General features: G+C 68.6%; 16 protein-coding genes. 9 read left to right on the top strand and 7 right to left on the bottom strand.

The window, feature by feature from the left end; genetic code table 11:
* Window positions 1–8: 8 nt before the first annotated feature.
* The gene (gene tal / locus HT102_RS01935; RefSeq protein ID WP_192037715.1) at window positions 9–1,142 is read right to left on the bottom strand and encodes a transaldolase; all 1,134 of its coding nucleotides are present in this window, start codon (window positions 1,140–1,142) and stop codon (window positions 9–11) included.
* 93 nt (window positions 1,143–1,235) lie between these two features.
* Window positions 1,236–3,335 carry a transketolase gene (gene tkt, locus HT102_RS01930; protein WP_192037714.1) on the bottom strand — a complete coding sequence of 700 codons (2,100 nt, stop codon included), beginning with the start codon at window positions 3,333–3,335 and terminating at the stop codon, window positions 1,236–1,238.
* A gap of 366 nt (window positions 3,336–3,701) precedes the next feature.
* Here tkt and HT102_RS01925 point away from each other — a divergent pair, with 366 nt between their 5' ends.
* A complete protein-coding gene (locus HT102_RS01925) occupies window positions 3,702–4,610 on the top strand; it encodes a heme o synthase (RefSeq protein ID WP_225443130.1) in 909 nt (302 codons plus the stop codon).
* 207 nt (window positions 4,611–4,817) lie between these two features.
* Here HT102_RS01925 and HT102_RS01920 read toward each other — a convergent pair whose 3' ends face one another.
* Window positions 4,818–5,783 (bottom strand): quinone oxidoreductase family protein, encoded by a 966-nt coding sequence (locus HT102_RS01920; RefSeq protein ID WP_192037712.1) that lies wholly within the window; start codon window positions 5,781–5,783, stop codon window positions 4,818–4,820.
* Between the two features lie 95 nt (window positions 5,784–5,878).
* On the opposite strand from HT102_RS01920, the gene HT102_RS01915 reads away from it, so the two are divergent.
* The gene (locus HT102_RS01915) at window positions 5,879–6,163 is read left to right on the top strand and encodes a hypothetical protein (protein ID WP_187774191.1); all 285 of its coding nucleotides are present in this window, start codon (window positions 5,879–5,881) and stop codon (window positions 6,161–6,163) included.
* Here the strand turns inward: HT102_RS01915 and HT102_RS01910 are convergent.
* The 4 genes from HT102_RS01910 to mptB form a co-directional block, all read right to left on the bottom strand.
* Window positions 6,160–7,143, bottom strand: a complete 984-nt coding sequence (locus HT102_RS01910) for a COX15/CtaA family protein (protein WP_408611294.1) — start codon at window positions 7,141–7,143, stop codon at window positions 6,160–6,162. The two genes, HT102_RS01915 and HT102_RS01910, sit on opposite strands and share 4 nt — an antisense overlap.
* A gap of 64 nt (window positions 7,144–7,207) precedes the next feature.
* The gene (locus HT102_RS01905; RefSeq protein ID WP_192037710.1) at window positions 7,208–8,038 is read right to left on the bottom strand and encodes an ABC transporter permease; all 831 of its coding nucleotides are present in this window, start codon (window positions 8,036–8,038) and stop codon (window positions 7,208–7,210) included.
* A gap of 2 nt (window positions 8,039–8,040) precedes the next feature.
* A complete protein-coding gene (locus HT102_RS01900) occupies window positions 8,041–8,985 on the bottom strand; it encodes an ABC transporter ATP-binding protein (protein WP_192037709.1) in 945 nt (314 codons plus the stop codon).
* Window positions 8,986–8,996: 11 nt separating this feature from the next.
* Entirely contained in the window at window positions 8,997–10,622 is a 1,626-nt protein-coding gene (gene mptB / locus HT102_RS01895) for a polyprenol phosphomannose-dependent alpha 1,6 mannosyltransferase MptB (RefSeq protein ID WP_333473262.1), read from the bottom strand.
* A gap of 158 nt (window positions 10,623–10,780) precedes the next feature.
* Between mptB and HT102_RS01890 the strand changes: the two genes are divergently transcribed.
* The 7 genes from HT102_RS01890 to HT102_RS01860 all read left to right on the top strand — a co-directional run bounded on the left by HT102_RS01890 (window position 10,781) and on the right by HT102_RS01860 (window position 17,225).
* Window positions 10,781–11,602 carry a helix-turn-helix transcriptional regulator gene (locus HT102_RS01890; RefSeq protein WP_192037707.1) on the top strand — a complete coding sequence of 274 codons (822 nt, stop codon included), beginning with the start codon at window positions 10,781–10,783 and terminating at the stop codon, window positions 11,600–11,602.
* A gap of 62 nt (window positions 11,603–11,664) precedes the next feature.
* Entirely contained in the window at window positions 11,665–13,071 is a 1,407-nt protein-coding gene (sufB, locus tag HT102_RS01885) for a Fe-S cluster assembly protein SufB (protein WP_408611293.1), read from the top strand.
* The gene (sufD, locus tag HT102_RS01880; protein WP_192037705.1) at window positions 13,071–14,300 is read left to right on the top strand and encodes a Fe-S cluster assembly protein SufD; all 1,230 of its coding nucleotides are present in this window, start codon (window positions 13,071–13,073) and stop codon (window positions 14,298–14,300) included. The genes sufB and sufD overlap by 1 nt, the downstream gene beginning before the upstream one ends.
* A gap of 39 nt (window positions 14,301–14,339) precedes the next feature.
* A complete protein-coding gene (gene sufC, locus HT102_RS01875; RefSeq protein ID WP_192037704.1) occupies window positions 14,340–15,101 on the top strand; it encodes a Fe-S cluster assembly ATPase SufC in 762 nt (253 codons plus the stop codon).
* 2 nt (window positions 15,102–15,103) lie between these two features.
* On the top strand, window positions 15,104–16,369 hold the full coding sequence (locus HT102_RS01870) for a cysteine desulfurase (RefSeq protein ID WP_192037703.1): 1,266 nt from the start codon (window positions 15,104–15,106) through the stop codon (window positions 16,367–16,369).
* Window positions 16,366–16,827, top strand: coding sequence for a Fe-S cluster assembly sulfur transfer protein SufU (sufU, locus tag HT102_RS01865; protein ID WP_192037702.1), 462 nt, complete (start codon window positions 16,366–16,368; stop codon window positions 16,825–16,827). The genes HT102_RS01870 and sufU overlap by 4 nt, the downstream gene beginning before the upstream one ends.
* Window positions 16,824–17,225, top strand: coding sequence for a metal-sulfur cluster assembly factor (locus HT102_RS01860; RefSeq protein ID WP_192037701.1), 402 nt, complete (start codon window positions 16,824–16,826; stop codon window positions 17,223–17,225). The genes sufU and HT102_RS01860 overlap by 4 nt, the downstream gene beginning before the upstream one ends.
* Window positions 17,226–17,311 lie beyond the last annotated feature (86 nt).

The following is a 17,311-nucleotide window of genomic DNA, read 5'->3' as shown; positions in this document are numbered from 1 at the left end:
CTGGCCGGTCAGCCCTGCGCTCGCGCGTCGCGGATCTGCGCGTCGATCGCGTCGAGCAGCTCGCCCCAGGACTTCTCGAACTTGTCCACGCCCTCCGTCTCGAGCTGCGCGAAAACGTCATCGAGGTCGATGCCGGCCGCAGTGAGCGCGTCGAAGACCTGCTGCGACTCCTCCGCGGTGCCGCGGATCGTGTCACCATGCACCGAGCCATGGTCGGCCGTCGCCTCGAGGGTCTTCTCCGGCATGGTGTTGACCGTCTGCGGCGCAACGAGCTCGGTGACGTAGAGGGTGTCGGGATACTCGGGGTTCTTCACGCCCGTTGAGGCCCAGAGGGGCCGCTGCGCGTGCGCTCCCGAGTGCGCGAGAGTGTTCCACAGGTCGTTGGAGCCGCCGAAGACCCGCTCGAACAACGCGTAGGCGAGGCGCGCATTGGCCAGTCCTGCCTTGCCCCGAAGCGCGAGCGCCTCGGCCGTGCCGATCTGCTCGAGGCGCTTGTCGATCTCGGTGTCGACGCGGGAGACGAAGACCGAGGCCACCGAGTGCACGTGCGAGATGTCACGGCCGATATGGCGGGCCTTCTCGAGCCCGGCGAGGAAAGCACCGATGACCGCCTCGTAGCGGTGCACGGAGAAGATCAGGGTGACGTTCACGCTGACACCCTCGCCGATGACCCGGGTGATGGCGGGCAGGCCGGCCTCAGTGGCGGGGATCTTGATCAGCACGTTGGGCCGATCGACGATCTTCCACAGCTCCAGAGCCTGCGCGACGGTGGAGATGGTGTCATGGGCGAGCCGTGGATCGACCTCGATGGAGACGCGGCCGTCGATGCCGCCGCTGGCCTCGTAGACGGGAGCGAGCACATCGCAGGCGCGCCGCACGTCATCGGTGGTCAGCACACGGATGACCTCGTCGACGTTGGCTCCCCGCTCGACGAGCTCGGTGAACTGTGCCTCGTAGGCATCGCCCTGGGCGAGGGCGCCCTGGAAGATCGTGGGGTTGGTGGTGACGCCCACGACGCTGCGGGTGGCGATCAGCTCGGCGAGGTTCCCGGAATCGAGCCGCTCGCGGGAGAGATCATCGAGCCATACGGAGACACCGGCAGCGCTGAGCTGGGCCAGGTTGCTGTTCTGGGTATCGGGCACGGTAGCCAACCTTGGAAATCAAGCGGTGCCACGTGCTGCCTCGGCCGGAGGGCAGGCAGACCGTGGCACCGCGGTGGGGAGTCTGGTGTGGAGTTATCGGGCGGCGGCAAGCGTGGCGCGAGCCGCGTCGATGACAGCATCGGTGGTGATGCCGAACTCGCGGAACAAGGTCTTGTAGTCGGCCGAGGCACCGAAGTGCTCGAGCGACACGGCCTTGCCATACGAGCCGAGGTGGCGATGCCAGGGCATCGCGATGCCCGCCTCTACCGTGACCCTAGCGCGAACCGCAGCGGGCAGCACGCTTTCCTGGTACTCGGCATCCTGCTGCTCGAACCAGTCGAGGCAAGGAACGGATACCACGCGGGTGCCGATTCCCTCCGACTCGAGCGTGGCGCGGGCATCGACCGCGAGCTGCAGCTCGGAACCGGTGGCCAGCAGGATCACCTGGAGGTCCGAGGCCTCGGCGTCGTTCAGGATGTACGCGCCGCGTGCCACGCCCTCGGCAGCCTTCTCGCGCGTCCCCTCGAGGACGGGCACGTTCTGGCGGGTCAGGGCGAGCGCGGTGGGGCCGGTGCGGTGCTCGAGCGCGGCCTTCCAGGCGAAGCTGGTCTCGTTCGCGTCGCCGGGCCGCACCACCGACATGTTCGGGATGGCGCGCAGGGCCGCGAGATGCTCGATCGGCTGGTGGGTGGGGCCGTCCTCGCCGAGACCGATGGAATCATGAGTCCACACGTACAGCGCCGGAATCTGCATCAGGGCCGCGAGGCGCACCGCCGGGCGCATGTAGTCGCTGAACACGAGGAACGTGCCGCCATAGGCGCGAGTGGGGCCGTGCAGCACGATGCCGTTGAGGATCGAGCCCATCGCGTGCTCGCGCACCCCGAAGTGAAGGGTGCGGCCGAATGGCTGCGCCTTCCAGTGGGTGGTGGAGATGCTCTCCGGGCCGAACGAGGGCGAGCCGGGGATGGTCGTATTGTTCGACTCGGCGAGATCCGCGGAGCCGCCCCACAGCTCCGGCAGGATCGGTCCGAGCGCGGCGAGCGTCTTGCCGGAGGCCTTGCGGGTAGCCACGCCGGCCTCGTCGGGCTCCCAGGTCGGCAAGTGCGATGCCCAGCCGTCCGGGAACTGGCCCGCGTACAGGCGGTCGAACAGTTCCTTGGCCTCACTGTTCGCGCTGGCCCACTCGTCGAACTGCTGCTGCCACTCGGTGTGCGCCTGCTGACCGCGCTTGACGACCTCGCGGGCGTGATCGATGACGGCGGGATCGACATCGAAGCTGGCCTCGGGATCGAAGCCGAGCGCGGACTTCACCGCAGCGACCTCGTCCGCGCCGAGCGCGGCGCCGTGGGAGGCTCCGGTGTTCATCTTGTTCGGCGCGGGGTAGCCGATGATCGTGCGCAGGATGATGATGGAAGGCTTGTCGGTGATCTGCTGGGCCCGCTCGATCGCCTCGAGGATGCCGGTGACGTTCTCGCCGCCCTGCACCTGTTCCACGTGCCAGCCGTAGGCCTCGTAGCGCTTGGCCACATCCTCGCCGAGCGCGATGGCGGTGTCATCCTCGATGGAGATCTCGTTGGCATCGTAGAAGACCACCAGGTTGCCGAGCTGCTGCACGCCCGCGATCGAGGATGCCTCGGAGGTCACGCCTTCCTCGATGTCGCCATCGGAAGCGATCACATAGATGTTGTGATCGAACAGGCTCTGGCCGACCGGTGCGGACGGGTCGAGGAGGCCGCGCTCGCGGCGGGCCGCCATGGCCATGCCCACGGCGGACGCGAGGCCCTGGCCGAGGGGGCCGGTGGTGATCTCGACACCGGAAGTGTGCCCGTACTCGGGGTGGCCGGGGGTGAGGCTTCCCCACTTGCGGAGCTGCTTCAGGTCATCGAGCTCGAGGCCATAGCCGGAGAGATAGAGCTGGATGTACTGGGTGAGGCTGGAGTGACCGCAGGAAAGGACAAAGCGGTCGCGGCCCACCCACTCCGGGTCGGTCGGGTCGTGGCGCATGACCCGCTGGTAGAGCACATAGGCGAGCGGAGCGAGGCTCATCGCGGTGCCTGGGTGCCCGCTCCCGCAATGCTGAACGGCATCGGCTGCCAGCACCCGGATCGTGTCGACGGCACGAGTGTCGAGCTCCGTCCAGTCATCGGGTAGGTGAGGGGGTGTCAAGGTGCGGATCTCGTCTGTAACCGACACTGGTTGGCTTCTCCTGGAATGCTGGAACAGTAGTGGACCGATGGTCTCCCTGCTCAATGGTGCCATCCCGGCCGCCCTGGCGGCGAATCTGGAGCCAGCGAGTCGCGGGACAAGCTCATGGGATACCGTGATTCGGCAGGTTCGACCGCTCCGACTACCATCATGGTCTGTAGGCACCGGAACGAAACGAGGATCCTGGCGAGCGGCCCCTGCGCGCGGGCACGCCATCACGCAAAGTGAGTCCAGGTATCGCTAGGAGACAAAGTGCGGATGAGGGCGCAAGCAGGCAACGGGCATGGCTTCGCCCCGAGCGCGCACGAGGCACGTGGGGAAGCGGGCGGCGAGCGTCCCGGGACGCCTCGCGGCATGCTCGGCCAGGCACGCAGCAAGGTCATGGCCTATGTGGCGCTGACCAAGCCGCGCGTCATCGAGCTCCTCCTCGTCACGACGATCCCCGCGATGCTGCTCGCCTCGCGAGGCACCGTTGACCCGCTGCTGATCCTCGCCACGCTGTTCGGCGGGACGATGGCGGCAGCGAGCGCCAACAGCCTCAACTGTGTTGTCGACGCCGACATCGACAAGGTGATGAAGCGGACCGCCCGGCGGCCCCTTGCACGCGATGCGGTTCCCACATCCCACGCGCTGGTCTTCGGCCTGCTGCTCGGAGCGGGATCCTTCGCCTGGCTCTGGTGGGCCACCAACCTGCTCGCTGGGCTCCTCGCCGTGGCGACGATCTTGTTCTACATCTTCATCTACACGATGATCCTCAAGCGCCGTACGTCGCAGAACATCGTGTGGGGCGGCGCCGCGGGATGCATGCCCGTCATGATCGGCTGGGCAGCCACCACCGGCACCCTCGAATGGCCCGCCCTCGTCATGTTCCTCATCGTGTTCTTCTGGACGCCTCCGCACACCTGGGCGCTCGCGATGCGCTACAAGGAGGACTACCGCGTCGCTGGCGTGCCCATGCTGCCCGTCGTCATGGACGAGGCCGGGGTGACCAGGCGGATCGTGATCTACACCTGGGCCACCGTCGTGACCACATTGGTGCTCGCGTGGTGGACCGGCGTGATCTACGCGGCCGCAGCGCTCGTGGTGGGAATCTGGTTCCTCGTCATGGCGCACCGCCTCTACACGGGCGTCAAGGCCGGCGAGCCCGTCAAGCCGCTCAAGCTCTTCCTGATGTCGAACAACTACCTCGCGGCCGTGTTCTTCGCCCTCGCCGTGGACTCCGTGCTTGGCTTCGCTACCCTCGGCGAGATCCTCGCCGGATAGCGACCGCGCGCCGCCGCCGCTGGTGGGCCTCGCCGCCGCTGGGGGACCTCGCCGCCGCTGGTGGACCTCGACGCCGCAAACGCGATAGAAACTCTGGATTGACCAGTGTATTTTCTATCGCGTTTGCCCGTTTCCGGTGCTTTTACCGCCCGCGCCGCCGATGGACCGCCGCCCGCGCCGCCCGTGCCACCGCCGCCAGGCGCGGCTCTACGGCAGCAGGACGATCGACCCCGTGGTGCGGCGCCCCTCGAGGTCCTGGTGGGCCCGCGCTGCTTCTGCCAGGGGATAGCGCGCTCCCACCCGGGGTGTGAGGGTCCCGTCCGCGATGGCGCCAAGGATCTCCCCGGCGCGCCATTGCAGCTCCTCGCGGGTGCGCAGGAAGTGGCCGAGCGAGGGGCGGGCGAGAAACACCGATCCGGCTTGGTTGAGGCGCTGGGGATCAAGCGGGGGCACCGGGCCGCTGGCGGCGCCGAAGAGCGCCACCATCCCGCGCACCCGCACGCTGGCGAGGCTGGCGTCGAAGGTGTCGCGACCCACTCCGTCGAACACGGCGTCGACGCCTTGCCCGCCTGTGAGGTCGCGCACGCGCTGGGCGAGATCGGGACCGTAGCGAAGCACGTGGGCAGCCCCGGCTTCCCGGGTGAGCTGTTCCTTCTCGTCGGTGGAGACGGTGGTGATAACGGTCGCGCCTCGTGCCACCGCGAGCTGGGTGAGCAGGAGGCCCACGCCGCCGGCGCCCGCGTGGACGAGAATCGTCTCGCCCGGCTCGAGGCAGTGCACGGAATTGATCAGGTAGTGCGCTGTCATGCCTTGCAGCAGGATCGATGCGGCGACTTCTGGTTCCACCGACTCGGGGACGGCCACGGCGACGCTGGCAGGGACGCGGACGAGCTCGGCGTAGCTGCCGGGGGCCGCGGCCCAGGCGATCCGGTCGCCGAGCGAGAATCTCGCCACGTCGTCGGCGATCGCGACGATGGTGCCGGTTGCCTCCGAGCCGGGAATGTAGGGCAGCTCGGTGGGGTAGGCACCGGTGCGGAAGTAGACATCGATGAAGTTGACGCCGATCGCGTCGGTCCGCACGAGGAGCTCCCCGGTGCCTGGGGTGGGGTCGGGCAGCTCGCGGGGCTCGAGGACGTCGGGGCCGCCGTGTCGGTTCACCTGGATTGCACGCATGAACTGTGTTCTACACCCTTACCGGATGTCCACGCGAGCAGGCCTGCCGGTAACCTGTGGCTATGAGTGAGAACCAGATTCAGGAGGGGGCCGTGGTGCCCGGTAGCGCGGCATCAGCGGTGAAGGAGTTCATCGGTGCCCATGGTGGTTCCGCCAAGGCTGTGCTGCAGCCGCTCGGGCGCATCGGTGTGCGCGTGACGCTGGTGGGCGCGGACGGGATCCTCGGTGATCAGGTCGTGGCCGACCTGGCCACCGCGCGGGCGCTGGTGGAGCAGACAGACAACCTGGAGGAGGCCGAGTGGGATCGTGAGCTCACTTCGGTGGCGACCCCGGCTCCTGGCCATGCATTGCGCATGGCTGGGTGGGTAGCGAACTCCTAGCTCGAGGCGGGCTGCGCGATGCGCTCCCCGGGCCCGGGCCGTGCCGGGACGGGTGCCTCGCGGGTGGTCATGGTGTTCCAGAGCGCGGCCGTGGCGGCGGTGCAGAGCGCTGCTCCCGCGATGTGCAACGGGATGAGCTGAGCAGGGACCTGCAGCGCGTACTGGGTGACACCAAGGATGGCCTGCGCGATGATCGCCATGACGAGGAGGCCGAGCGCGCGCAGCACTTTGCGGGGCGCCCGGATCGCGGCGAGGCCGAAGCCGAGGCCCACGACGAGGGCGAGGTAGGCCACGGTGAACTGCGAGTGGGCGTGCGCGAGGGTGACGATCTCGATCTTGAGGCGCGCCACGGAATCGTCCCCGGCGTGGGGGCCCGCGGCCGTGACCATGGTCCCGGCGATGAGCGTCGCGATGAGCGCTGCGCCGGAGAGAGCCGTGAGCGCGCGGAGGGGACCGGGCACCACGGCTCGCGTCTCCCCGTCGTCGGGCTCGCTGATCTTGCCGTAGAGGACCACAGCGATCCACACCATTGCCATCGAGACGAGCAGGTGGATCGCTACCGTCCACCACAGCAGGCCCGTGAGCACGGTGATGCCGCCGATGACGGCCTGCAACGCGGTGGATAGTGGCATCACCCAGGCGTAGGCAACGATCTCGCGGCGGCGGTGCGCGCGCGTGACCGCGAGCACGATGGCGATCGCCACGGCCACAACGATGAAGGTGAGCAGCCGGTTGCCGAACTCCACGACCTGATGGAGGGTGGCTACCTCCTCGACGGGCATGGGGGTGAATGATCCAGGGAAGCATTGCGGCCAGGTCGGGCACCCGAGCCCGGGGGCGGTGACACGCACGATGGAACCAGTGACGGCGATGCCCGCCTGCGTGAGGATGACGAGGATCGCGATGATCCGCTGGGTGCGCAGCAACGGGAGCGGCAGTCGCTCGACCAGGCTCAGGTATGCACGTATCACGGTGACGATGGTAGAGGGTCGGGCGGGGTGATCGCCGCCTCGCCCCAGACCTCGTGCCCGCGCCTGTGCCGGATCAGGTGAAGCGGAAGGTGCGGGCAGCGCCGACGGTGAACAGGACGGCCCAGGCCGCGAGGACCAGCAACGGCAGCGGACCGGCCTGGCCGGCGAGCCCTTCCTGGAGGCCGGCGACGAGCGCGCCGGACGGCGTGAGCTCCGCGATGGTGGCAGCGCTGCTAGCAGGTGCGGTGCCGGGGGTGATGCTGGACGCGAGCACGATGCTGCCGATGCCTGCGAGGACGAACCACAGGAGGTTGGCGAGCGCGAGGACGATCTCGGCACGCAGCCAGCCGCCGAGGAACAGCCCGAGCGCCGCGAACGCCACTGTGCCGACGGCCACGGCGGGAATGCTGGCGAGCAGGTCGAGCGGAGCGGGCCGCCAGCCGAGCGCGAGGGCGATCGCGCCGAGCACGACCATCTGGAGCGCAACGACGATGATGACCGCGGCGGACTTGCCGCCGATGATTGCCCAGGTGGGCAGCGGCGTGGCGCCGAGCCGCTTGAGGGCCCCGTAGCGCCTGTCGAACCCCACGGCTATGGCTTGGCCGGTGAACGCGGTGGACATGATGGCGAGCGCGAGGATGCCGGGGATGATGGCGGCGGCCCGGGGCTCGCTGACTGTTCCGACCGGCAGGATCGTGAACCCGATGAGCAGGGTGATGGGGATCAGCAGGGTGAGCAGGAGTTGCTCGCCGTTGCGCAGCAGGAGCAGCAGCTCGAGGCGGGCCTGGGCGGCGAGCATGGGTAGTGCCCGGTTCGCCTGGGGCGCGGGGGTGAAGGTCCCCGCCGGGAACCTGGCTCCCGGGGGCGAGGCTGCTGGGTTGGATCGTGCTGGGGTCGATGTCATGGTCAGCCTCGCAGTTCGCGTCCGGTGAGCTCGAGGAAGACATCCTCGAGCGAGCGCTGCTCGACCCTGAGATTGGTCGCGAGCACGTTCATGCGCGCGCACCAGGCGGTGACGGTGGCGAGCATGGGCGGGGTGATGTCGCCCTCGACGAGATAGACGCCGGGGGATGGCTCGTGGCAGTGGTATCCCTCGGGCAGGGCGGCGAGCAGGAGCAGCGTGTCGAGCCCGGGCGGCGCGGTGAAGCGCAGCTGCCCGTGTGCTCCCCGGCTGGTGAGCTCGCGGGGGGTTCCGCGATCGATGACACGGCCGTGGTCGATGATGACGATGTGATCGGCGAGGTGCTCGGCCTCGTCCATCATGTGGGTGGTGAGCAGGACGGTGACGCCGTCGCGGCGCAAGGCCTCGATCAGCTCCCACACGAGCCGGCGGGCCTGCGCGTCGAGGCCCGCTGTGGGCTCGTCGAGGAAGACGAGCTCGGGGCGGCCCACGAGAGCGCACGCGAGCGCGAGGCGTTGTTGCTGCCCGCCGGAGAGCCTGCGGTAGGGCGTGCGGGCCGCGTCAGTGAGCCCGAGCGTGGCAAGCAACCAGTCCGGGTCGAGCGGATTGCGGGTGTAGTGGGCCACTAGCTGCAGCATCTCGGCGGCCCTCGCACCGGGGTAGGCGCCGCCGCCTTGCAGCATGACGCCGATGCGGGGCGCGAGCTCGGCTCGCTGGGTGACGGGATCGAGCCCGAGGACGCGCACGGTGCCGGAATCGGGGGCGAGGAAGCCCTCGCACATCTCCACGGTGGTGGTCTTGCCCGCTCCGTTCGGCCCGAGCAGCGCGAGCACGGTGCCGCGCGGCACGGTGAGGTCGAGATCGTTGACAGCGTGGGTGGCACCGAAGCTCTTGCGCGCGCCGCGCAGGGTCACGGCGGGTTCTGGGGGTTCCGGTGCGGGGTGGCTCACGACGTCTCAGGTTAGGCGCTCGGGGCGGGTTTGTGGAAAACGGGCAGCGCTTCGCGCCAGACCGGGCGCCTGCGCAGCACGGCGACGAGCACTCCGAGGATGAGGAAAACGCCGAACACGGCCTGCACGATCACCCACGGCTCGTACTCTCCGCCGTTGGGCATCAGGATGACGCTGATGATCGCGGATATGGCGATCGCTGGGATGCGGAAGACCGGGCGCGTTGCCCAGGCAGCGAGGGGGATGAGCGCCCAGAGCAGGTACCACGGCTGTACGACGGGGAACAGGAACACCATCGCTGCGAGGGAGACGCCGAGCGCGCCCACAGGGTGCAAGCGGCCCGCGTGGGTGGCGAAGAGCATCCGGATCACGATGATCGCGGCGACGACCGCGGCGATCGGGCGGGTGACGTTGAGGATGGCTGTGGTGTGGTCCCCGAGCCCGAGGAGAACGCCAACCTGGCCGGTGCCTAGCCCCAGCAGGGTGGGGATGGACATCCAGCTGCGCACGGCGTTGGCGGTGCCGAGCGTATTGACCCAGCCGAAACCGAGCCCGCTCGCCAATGAGGCCGCCGCTATCCCTGCGGCCGCGAGGACGGCGAGCAGCATCGCGGCCGCGGCCATGGAGATGAACCCGCGTCCCCAGCGCCGGGCGAGGGCCATGCCGACGAAGCCGAGGGCGAGGATGGAGGGAATCTTGATGGTGGCGGACAGCACGATGATCATGCAGCCAGCGAGCAGCAGGAGCAGCGCGCGGCCTCGCAGTGGCGCCGTGCCCTCGATCGCCTTGAGGGCGACCTCGACGCCGACGACCATCATGCCGATCATCAGGGCCTCGTTATGGACCCCGGCGACGAGATGGAAGATCAGCAGGGGGTTGGCGGCCCCGAGCCAGAGGGCGATCACGGGATCGACGCCGCAGCGGCGGGCGAGCCGGGGCAGGGCCCAGATGATCATGAGGACCCCGGCGACGGCGAGCGCGCGGTGCAGCAGGATCCCAGCGACGATGTTGTAGCCGGTGATGGAGGCGATGCCCTCGCCCATCCATAGGAAGAGCGGGCCGTAGGGGGCGGGGGTCGCGCGCCAGATGTTGGGCACGGTGCGGGCGAGCACGTGGTCGACGCCGAGCGCCTGGGCGGGGCCGAGCGCGTAGGGGTCGAGGCCGCGCGCGGCGATCTCGCTCTGCGCGAGATAGGAGTAGACGTCCCGGCTGAACATGGGCGGGGCGACCAGCAGTGGCGCGATCCACAGCAGCAAGGTGTGGTCGAGCTGGGGGCGGGAGAGCCGACGGGGTGCGTCGTGGGTGACGAAGTTGCCGATGACGAACCGACCGAGCATCAGCCAGGCCAGCATGACCATGACGGTTCCGGTGATGCCGAGGGTCAGCGCCACGGCAGGCATGCGGGCGGGCAGCCCGAGGACTCGGAGGCCGGTAATGGGGTTCTGCAGGACTGGCTGCGCCCCGGCGCCAAGGGCGGCGATGGCCATGAGGATCGCGCCCGCGGCGCCGAAGCGGCGGACGGCACGGAACTGGGCGTTCTCGGCGGCGTCGAGCAAGGGCCGGGGCGCCTCGTCGCCGTGGAGGTGGGCGAGACGGTCCGCGAGGCGCGCACGGCCTGGTCGCCGCGGCGGGGGCACGGGCGGCGTGGTGGAGTTGTCGCGGGGCGCGGGTGTTTTCGCCGGCACAGTATGGCAGCCTACTGGGCATCGCCCCGGCCGTGGGCGGCCGCGGCATGCTAAGGGTGCCCTGGGTAGACGGCTTGATCGAATTCCGTCACACTAGTGTTGTGAAAACAATGGGAGCAGTACCAGGGCAGGAACGTGGCGCGGGCAGCGCCACGAATGCCGTGGTGCCTTCCGGCGGTTTCGCGCACGAGAGCCGCACCCGAGCCGAGGTCGTCAGGCTGCTGCTCGAGCAGGGGCCCATCGCGGCGCCAGCAATCGGCAGCACCCTCGGCCTCAGTGCCGCGGGAGTCCGTCGGCACCTCGACGTGCTGCTCGAGAACGGCGATGCCGAGGTCGCTGCCACTACTCGCTACCAGCAACGCGGGCGTGGCAGGCCCGCCAAGCAGTACATGCTCTCCGCCGCGGGCCGGGAACGCCTCTCCCACGCCTACGATGATCTAGCCACCGCCGCGATGCGCGAGCTTCGCGCGGTCGGCGGCAATGAGGTCATCGAGCGGTTCGCCGATCATCGGGTTCGCTCGATCATTGGCTCGATCAGCCACGACGGCGGCGCCGGAGCCGTGGAGGACACGGCCGGGCGCATCGCCGAGGCGCTGACGGCGGCTGGCTACGCGGCATCGACGCGACGAGTCGGCTCCGGCGTGCAGATCTGCCAGCACCATTGCCCCGTCTCGCACGTCGCGGCAGAGTTCCCCGAGCTCTGCGAGGCCGAGCAGGCCGTTTTCGCGGAGGTGCTGGGCACACACGTCCAGCGGCTCGCTACGATCGCCAACGGCGATTGCGCGTGCACGACCCACGTGCCCTTGCCGGCCCGCGCCACCGATCCCGGGGCGCCCGCGGCCAGCGAGGACCAGCTAGAACACCAGACCCAGTCGAGTCCTGCTGCACAGCCCGCAGCAGGCCCCCAACGACTCCGGGAGGAGCACGCATGACCGTCACATCCGAGTCGGCCCTGCCAGATGCTGCCATCGCGCAGAAGCCTGGCCAGGAACCGATGAGCCAAGAGGACACCATCGCCTCGCTCGGCCACTACAACTACGGTTGGTCCGATAGCGACGATGCAGGCTCCGTCGCCAAGCGTGGCCTCTCCGAGGACGTCGTGCGCGATATCTCGTCGAAGAAGAGCGAGCCCGCGTGGATGCTCGACTCGCGACTGAAGGCGCTGCGGATCTTCGAGCGCAAGCCGATGCCGAGCTGGGGCGCTGACGTCTCCGGCGTGCACTTCGACAACATCAAGTACTTCGTGCGCTCCACCGAGCAGCAGGCTGCCTCGTGGGAGGACCTGCCCGAGGACATCAAGAACACCTATGACCGGCTCGGCATCCCCGAGGCGGAGAAGCAGCGCCTGGTCTCCGGCGTCGCCGCGCAGTACGAGTCCGAGGTGGTCTACCACCAGATCCGCGAGGACCTCGAGCAGCAGGGCGTGATCTTCCTCGACACCGACTCCGGCCTGCGCGAGCACCCGGAGCTGTTCCGCGAGTACTTCGGCTCGGTGATCCCCGCCGGTGACAACAAGTTCTCCGCGCTGAACTCCGCGGTGTGGTCGGGCGGCTCGTTCATCTACGTGCCGCCGGGCGTGCACGTCGATATCCCGCTGCAGGCCTACTTCCGCATCAACACCGAGAACATGGGCCAGTTCGAGCGGACGCTGATCATCGTTGACGAGGGTGCCTACGTGCACTACGTCGAGGGCTGCACCGCGCCGATCTACAAGACCGACTCGCTGCACTCCGCCGTGGTCGAGATCGTGGTGAAGAAGGGCGGCCGCTGCCGCTACACCACCATCCAGAACTGGTCGAACAACGTCTACAACCTCGTCACCAAGCGCGCCAAGGCCGAGGAGGGCGCGACCATGGAGTGGATCGATGGCAATATCGGCTCCAAGGTCACCATGAAGTACCCGGCCGTGTGGATGACCGGCGAGCACGCCAAGGGCGAGGTCCTCTCGGTCGCGTTCGCGGGCGAGGGCCAGCACCAGGACACGGGCGCGAAGATGCTGCACCTCGCGCCGCACACGTCGTCGACGATCATCAGCAAGTCCGTCGCGCGTGGTGGCGGTCGTGCCTCCTATCGCGGCCTTGTGCAGGTCGCCAAGGGCGCTTATGGCTCTCGCTCCACGGTCAAGTGCGATGCGCTGCTCGTCGATACGATCAGCCGCTCGGACACCTATCCGTACGTCGATATCCGTGAGGACGACGTCACGATGGGCCACGAGGCAACGGTGTCGAAGGTCAGCGAGGACCAGCTGTTCTACCTCATGAGCCGCGGCCTGGACGAGGACGAGGCCATGGCGCTGATCGTGCGCGGCTTCGTCGAGCCCATCGCGAAGGAGCTCCCCATGGAGTACGCGCTCGAGCTCAACCGACTGATCGAACTGCAAATGGAAGGGGCCGTGGGCTAGTGACTGCCAGTACACCCGCTGGTGCCGGAGCCGCTGGGGTCCGGGGCGCTATCGCTGGGGAGAACCGCGAGGCCGCGCCCGTGACCCCCGCGGTCAACAAGGGCGAGCTCTTCGCCTCGTTCGATGTCAACGCCTTCGAGATCCCCTCGGGCCGCGACGAGATCTGGCGCTTCACACCGCTGCGCCGCCTCCGCGGCCTGCATGATGGATCCGCTGCGGCCACCGCTGACGGACACGTCGGCGTCGATGTCACCGGCATCGAGGGCATTACCGTGGAAACGGTGGGACGCGATGATCCACGGCTCGGCGAGGCTGGAACGCCCGCCGACCGGATCGCAGCGCAGGCCTACTCGTCGTTCACCGAGGCCACGATCGTCACCGTCGGCAAGGAGCAAGAGCTCCCTGACCCCGTGACGATCACCATCAATGGTCCCGGCTCGGGCAAGACCGCGTTCGCGCACTTCCAGATCCGCGTCGAGCCGTTCGCCCGTGCCACCCTCGTGCTCGACCATCATGGCAGCGGCGTCATCGCCGACAATGTCGAGATCATCGTCGCCGAGAGCGCCAAGCTGTCCGTCGTGACGGTGCAGGACTGGGCCGAGGACGCCGTGCATGTCCGCACCGAGCACCTCCGCGTCGGCCGCGACGCCGAGCTGCGCCACTTCGCGGTGAGCCTCGGCGGCGACCTCTCCCGCGTGACGAGCAACATCCGCTACGACGGACCCGGCGGCGATGCCGAGCTGCTCGGCCTGTACTTCGCCGATGCCGGCCAGCACATCGAGCATCGCCTGCTCGTGGACCACGCCGTGCCGCACTGCAAGTCCAACGTCGTGTACAAGGGCGCGCTGCAGGGCGATCCCGCACTGGGCAAGGGCGATGCGCACACCGTGTGGATCGGCGACGTGCTCATCCGCGCCGCCGCCGAGGGGACCGACACGTTCGAGCTCAACCGCAGCCTCATCCTCACGGATGGCGCACGCGCCGACTCGGTGCCGAACCTCGAGATCGAGACCGGCGAGATCCTGGGCGCCGGCCATGCCAGCGCCACCGGGCGGTTCGACGACGAGCAACTGTTCTACCTGCTCTCCCGCGGGATCCCGGAGGACCAGGCCCGGCGCCTCGTCGTTCGGGGCTTCTTCCACGAGCTCATCAACCGCATCACCATCCCGGAGCTGCGCGAGCGCATCGACGCCGCCATCGAGGCCGAGCTCGCGGCCGTCGGTGCCTGACGCCCGCCCAAGAACTCATTCAGCGCAAGAAGGAAACACATGTCGACTCTGGAAATCCGTGATCTCCACGTAGAGATCAACACCGGCGAGGCCGAGCCCATCAAGATCCTCAACGGCGTGAACCTGACGATCAAGTCGGGCGAGACGCACGCCATCATGGGACCCAACGGCTCGGGCAAGTCCACCCTGTCCTACGCGATCGCCGGGCACCCCAAGTACACCGTCACCCAAGGCAGCATCACCCTCGATGGCCAGGATGTCCTCGAGATGGGCGTCGACGAGCGGGCCCGCGCCGGGCTCTTCCTCGCGATGCAGTACCCCGTGGAGGTGCCGGGAGTTTCCATGTCGAACTTCCTGCGCACCGCCGCCACCGCGATCCGCGGCGAGGCCCCCAAGCTGCGCCACTGGGTCAAAGAGGTCAAGGAATCGATGAGCGAGCTCGACATCGACAAGGCCTTCGCGGAGCGCTCGGTCAACGAGGGCTTCTCCGGCGGCGAGAAGAAGCGCCACGAGATCCTCCAGCTCGGCCTGCTCAAGCCCAAGATCGCCATCCTCGACGAGACGGACTCCGGCCTCGACGTCGACGCGCTGCGCGTGGTGTCCGAGGGCGTCAACCGCTACAAGGAGCGCGAGAATGGCGGCGTCCTGCTGATCACCCACTACTCGCGCATCCTCCGCTACGTGAAGCCGGACTTCGTGCACGTCTTCGCGGCCGGCAAGATCGTGGAGTCCGGCGGCGGCGAGCTCGCCGACGAGCTCGAGCGGGACGGATACGAGCGCTTCACTCGAGCGGCGGTCTGACCATGACGGCATCGGCGGTGCGATCCGCGGCGCTCGATGTCGCCGCCATCCGCGCGGACTTCCCCATCCTGCACCGCACGGTGCGGGATGGGAAGCCGCTCGCCTACCTCGATTCCGGGGCGACCTCGCAGCGCCCGCTGCAGGTGCTCGACGCGGAGCGTGAGTTCCTCACCACCTCCAACGCGGCGGTGCATCGCGGCGCGCACCAGCTAGCCGAGGAGGCCACCGACGCCTACGAGCGGGCCCGCGCCCTCATCGCGGGATTCGTCGGCGCGCGCGACAACGAGATCGTCTTCACCAAGAACGCCACCGAGGCGCTCAACCTCGTCACGCATGTGCGCGGGGATGATCGGTTCCCGCATGCCGTGGGCGAGGGCGACGAGATCGTCATCACCGAGCTCGAGCACCACGCGAACCTGGTGCCGTGGCAGGAGCTGTGCCGCCGCACGGGCGCGACCCTGCGCTGGTATGGCGTCACCGATGATGGGCGCATCGATCTCGACTCGCTCGAGCTGACCGAGCGCACGAAGGTCGTGGCGTTCACGCACCAGTCGAACGTCACCGGCGCGATCAGCCCGGTGGAGGAGCTCGTGGCCCGCGCACGCTCGGTGGGCGCGCTCGTCGTGCTCGACGCCTGCCAATCGGTGCCCCACATGGCCGTGGACTTCCCCCGCCTCGACGTGGACCTCGCCGCGTTCTCCGGCCACAAGATGCTCGGGCCCTCCGGCGTGGGCGTGCTCTATGGCAAGGCCGCGCTGCTCGACATCATGCCTCCCTTCATCACCGGTGGCTCGATGATCGAGATGGTCCGCATGGAGGCCAGCACCTATGCTCCGCCACCGCAGCGCTTCGAGGCAGGCGTGCCGATGACCTCGCAGGTCGTGGGCCTCGGCGCGGCGGTCGAGTACCTCGACCGGATCGGCATGGACGCGATCTCCGCGCACGAGCACCAGCTCACTGCCGCGGCACTCGACGCGCTCCGCGCCATCGATGGCGTACGGATCGTGGGCCCGCTCGAGGCCACGCGCCGCGGCGCGGCAGTGTCTTTCCTCGTGGACGGGATCCATGCCCACGACCTCGGCCAGGTGCTTGACGACGATGGTGTCGCCGTCCGGGTCGGTCACCACTGCGCCTGGCCGCTGCACCAGCGCTACGGCATCGCCGCGACCGCCCGCGCCTCCTTCTACCTGTACAACACGCTCGACGAGGTGCAGGCACTCGCGGCCTCGATCCGTCGGGCCCAGGACTTCTTCGGGACAACACCATGAGGCTCGAGCAGATGTACCAGGAAGTCATCCTGGACCACTACAAGCATCCGCACCATCGCGGGCTTCGCGAGCCCTACGGCGCCGAGGTGCACCACGTCAATCCCACCTGCGGCGACGAGATAACCCTGCGCGTCCACCTCGAGGACGGCATCGTCGCTGACATCTCCTACGACGGGCAGGGCTGCTCGATCAGCCAGGCCTCCACGTCCGTGCTCACCGACCAGCTCATCGGCAAGCCGATCGGCGAAGCGATGCGCATCGTCGATGCCTACCAGGAGATGATCGGCAGCCGCGGCGCCGTGGAAGGCGACGAGGACCTGCTCGGCGATGGCATCGCCTTCGTCGGCGTGGCCAAGTACCCGGCCCGCGTGAAGTGCGCGTTGCTCGGATGGATGGCATTCAAGGACGCCGTTGTTCGCATAGATGACACCGCTTCGACCAAGGAACAGCACGCATGAGCGAGAACGACACCCCCACCACCGCCGATGAGATAGCCACCGATGAGGCTCCGGCCACCGCGACGCCGGAAAACGTCGCCGACGAGGCATTCCTCGCCGACCTCGAGGAGGCGATGCGCGATGTCGTGGACCCCGAGCTGGGCATCAACGTCGTCGACCTCGGCCTCGTCTACGGCATCACTGTCGACGAGGAGAACGTCGCGACCCTCGACATGACCCTCACCTCTGCGGCCTGCCCGCTCACCGATGTGATCGAGGAGCAATCCCGGTCCGCGCTCATCAAGAGCGGACTCGTCGAGGAGCTCAAGATCAACTGGGTGTGGATGCCGCCGTGGGGGCCGGAGAAGATCACCGAGGATGGCCGCGAGCAACTGCGGGCGCTGGGTTTCACCGTCTAGCGCTGGGCTTCACCGTCTAGCGCGGCCCAGCCTGCGCGCGCCCTCGGCCGCGGTGGTGGTGCGCCCGGCTGCGCTGGTGGTGCGCC

The organism is Lolliginicoccus lacisalsi (assembly GCF_014841105.1).
GTDB classification, from domain to species: Bacteria; Actinomycetota; Actinomycetes; order Mycobacteriales; family Mycobacteriaceae; genus Lolliginicoccus; species Lolliginicoccus lacisalsi.
The sequence above is the reverse complement of the archived record's forward strand: the minus strand, read 5'-3'. Positions and strand labels throughout refer to the sequence as shown.